Source organism: Leptolyngbya sp. FACHB-711 (assembly GCF_014695615.1).
Lineage (GTDB): Bacteria > Cyanobacteriota > Cyanobacteriia > Elainellales > Elainellaceae > Leptolyngbya_A.
Genome location: NZ_JACJOR010000045.1, coordinates 1 through 3,352, shown reverse-complemented (window position 1 = coordinate 3,352; position 3,352 = coordinate 1). Strand labels below are relative to the sequence as shown.

At 47.9% G+C, this 3,352-nt stretch carries 4 protein-coding genes; 3 read left to right on the top strand and 1 reads right to left on the bottom strand.

All coding sequences use genetic code 11. From position 1 onward, the window contains the following. On the bottom strand, positions 1 to 812 hold an 812-nt coding region (locus H6F80_RS00860; protein ID WP_518523493.1), incomplete at its 3' end, for a hypothetical protein. Positions 813 to 1,317: 505 nt separating this feature from the next. Between H6F80_RS00860 and H6F80_RS00855 the strand changes: the two genes are divergently transcribed. The 3 genes from H6F80_RS00855 to H6F80_RS00845 form a co-directional block, all read left to right on the top strand. Next, positions 1,318 to 1,566 (top strand): photosystem I reaction center subunit IV, encoded by a 249-nt coding sequence (locus H6F80_RS00855; RefSeq protein ID WP_190789733.1) that lies wholly within the window; start codon positions 1,318 to 1,320, stop codon positions 1,564 to 1,566. A 98-nt stretch (positions 1,567 to 1,664) separates the two neighbouring features. After that, a complete protein-coding gene (locus tag H6F80_RS00850) occupies positions 1,665 to 2,519 on the top strand; it encodes a DNA-formamidopyrimidine glycosylase (protein ID WP_190789732.1) in 855 nt (284 codons plus the stop codon). Positions 2,520 to 3,006: 487 nt separating this feature from the next. After that, positions 3,007 to 3,352: hypothetical protein (locus tag H6F80_RS00845; RefSeq protein ID WP_190789731.1), on the top strand; the 346-nt coding region annotated here is incomplete at its 3' end.

Below are 3,352 nucleotides of genomic sequence, written 5' to 3'. Positions count from 1 at the left end.
CGAATCGTGTTATTAAACGCATTGGGCAGCGGGTTGCCGTTTTCATCCAGCAGTTCGAGCTGAACCCAGTTTCTTCCAGGCTTTAAGCCTTGTAGATAAATCGGCTCCCAGCGATCGAAAGTAAAGCTTTCTCCGTTAATGGTGCAGCGAATTTGCCAGTCGGGAATCGCGTCCTCACTATTTTCTTGAGCGACAAAGTGAAGCGGTGCGTTCGTAAGATAAAAATCAAGCAGGACAGGTTCCGCACCGTAGTTCCCTTTGGGACGGCTGTAGGTCAGCAAGGGCTGGTGAGGGTCGGGATTGTTTTCAGGGGTTTTGGCAAAGATGTGGAAGGTAGTTTCAGCAAAGGCTCCTTCGTTTTTAAAGCTCTCGTGCCAGGGACGGGAGGCAAAAACGCGGATGGTATGGGTTCCGGGTTCGAGGTCGCTTAGAACGATCGGCTCATCGACATCAAAAATCGCCTGATAGGGCTGGTTGTCCAAAATAAAGTGCAGATGATAGCCCAGCTCAAATTCCTCGTCCTTAAACAAGGGCAGATCGCGCACCTGAAGCTTAACAGAGGTTTGCGTGTCTTCCAGCACCTCGTCAGAACGTGGACTCAAGATCGTCACTTGCGGCTGATAAATGTCGGTGTACTGCTTGAGTTCCTGAATCATGCTAGGCGGCGCAATTTCTGCCAGTCGATTTCCCGATCGCGACAGCAGCGGCTTGCGGGCGATACTGCCAGACTGACTACAGCTCACCATTGCCCAACTCAACACCAGCACCAGCATCGGAGCCAGTACGCGCTTCACCACACTCCGCCATTTCATCCTGTCCCGCTCCCTAAACGATCGCCTGTGTGAACAAAACGAGTCAATCAACCCCGATTGATCGAAGTATCAAAGTGATGATTTATCACTAGGGAACATTTTGCCTTAATCAGGAAGCGTTGACGTAGCACGCAGGCAGCAATTTTGGCATTGTTTGCCTGATTCATTGCTCTTTCCTAGCATTGAGTGATGAACTGGGATTGATCGCATTCCCATCGGCAGGGCGCAAGTGTTAGGAAACTGGCACAGAATTGCAGCTTTTAGCAGGCTTAGGGGCAGCGTTATTGCAGGTTTAGATTGATTTGAAGAATTGTGTCGAAACTCAGCAAATTATCAATTTTCGATCGGGTTGATGTCCGATCAAAAACGGTTTAAGGTGTAAGACGATTCCTGTCTGTTTTCTTCCCCAGATCATCGACCTTTCGATAGATTTTCTATTGATTGGAATGGATTGAATCTGGCGGAATTGATTTTTAATCAAAGCAAATCCCAAAGGAAAAGAGCCATGGTTCAACGCGGTTCAAAGGTTCGAGTCCTCCGCCAAACGTCCTTCTGGTACAACGAAGTCGGAACGGTCGCCTCGATCGATCAAAGCGGCATTCGCTATCCAGTAGTTGTCCGGTTTGACTCCGTGAATTACAGCGGATACAGCGGTTCGGCAGGCGGCGTGAACACCAACAATTTCGCCCTCAACGAGCTAGTAGAAGTTGAAGCTCCGGCAAAGCCTGCTACCAAGCCAGCCGCCAAAGCTTAAGTTACTAAAGGCTAGAATGGGAATCGGAACTTGTCTAAAGCATTGCAGCCTATCGCTGTAAAGTTTTCTAGCAGTCCTGTTCCCATTTTTGTTTAGCCGTGCCTGAGCTGCCTGAAGTTGAAACCGTATGTCGGGGTCTAAATCGCGTGACCCTGAATCAATCGATCAGGGGTGGGACTGTGCTGCTTGATCGCACGATCGCCTACCCCTTTTCTGCTGCGGAATTTGTAGAAGGCATAATGGGTCAATCGATCGTCCAGTGGCAGCGTCGCGGCAAATATCTGCTGGCAGAACTGGTAAACGATGCTGGAAAACCTGCGGGCTGGCTAGGAGTTCATCTGCGAATGACCGGACAGTTGCTCTGGATGTTGCAGGATGAGCCGCTGCAAAAGCACTGTCGCGTCAGGCTCTTTTTCCCCAACGATCGTGAACTGCGATTTGTCGATCAGCGCACCTTTGGTCAGATGTGGTACGTGCCGCCCGATCGATCGCCTGGATCGGTGATTTCTGGACTGCAAGGCTTGGGCGTAGAGCCGCTTTCACCGGATTTCACGGTTGAGTATCTCGCAGAGCGACTGCAAAACCGCAAGCGTCCGATCAAAAACGCGCTGCTGGATCAAGCGATCGTCGCAGGCATTGGCAATATTTATGCAGATGAGTCCCTGTTTCTGAGCCAGATTCGCCCGGAAACGCTGGCAGCCAATCTCACTCCAGAGCAGGTCAAACAGCTTCATCAGGCAATTATCAAAGTGTTGCAAGACAGCATTGGCGCAGGCGGAACCACCTTTAGCGACTTTCGAGACATCCAGGGCATTAACGGTAACTACGGCGGCATTGCCTGGGTTTATGATCGCAAAGGCGAACCCTGCCGCAACTGCGAAACCCCGATCGAGCGAATTAAATTAGCGGGGCGATCGGCACATTATTGCCCGACCTGTCAGCCCTCTGCTTAACCATTTCCCTAATGGCAGAATGGGTTGGTTCAGCGTAATGAAATAGAGGATCAGTGAAGTAAGTGACTCTTCAGACATTCTCTTATAGATCCTCATTCTTACTGATTGAAAGCGATCGAGGCTTCAGGCAATGAAGGAAGGATAGCAGAATCTTTCTGCCCAAACAGCCAAAGTGGGATTCTAAACAGAAAGAATTTCTACCTAAATAGCTAAATTAAGATCTTAGACGGACATATTTCTGCCTATATCGCTGCTTTGGGATCTTAGGTAGAAACATGCCGCCCAACCAGTAGTTAGTAAGCCACATGCTGAAGTACTTTCAGGGTAAAAGAAATTAGCTTTGATTGATGAGTATCTATGCTTGCTGAAAATCTAATTTTTAAGAAGGTGGCTCAACTTATCTGGGAGGGACATGAGGCTGCATGAGGACTGCCACAAGATTAAAAGCTAGGTTAAATTGATATTGCGATATTTAGAGTTATTAAGTATGGCAGAAAGTCCAGAGCATGAGTTTCTGAAGAATCAAGCAAACTTAGTATTGAACGAGTTTTCGAGCTTGAAGCTTTATGGATTTACTGAAACGAATCGAAAAACTTTTGATTTCTCTTGCCTGCTAAATCGAGATTGGTCACGCCCACTTGTAGGACAAGTTTTGTGGAAACACATAGAGGGACTTGAGAAAGACATTCGCACATTGCTTGCAGACACAGAATCAGAAATTAAGGTGTACGTTGCAAGTGATACAATCAAACATCACACAACGTTTGAAGAAGTTGTTTCCGATTACAGACGTACTGGCAGGTTTAATGACTTGTTTCGCCTTAAGCCCATTT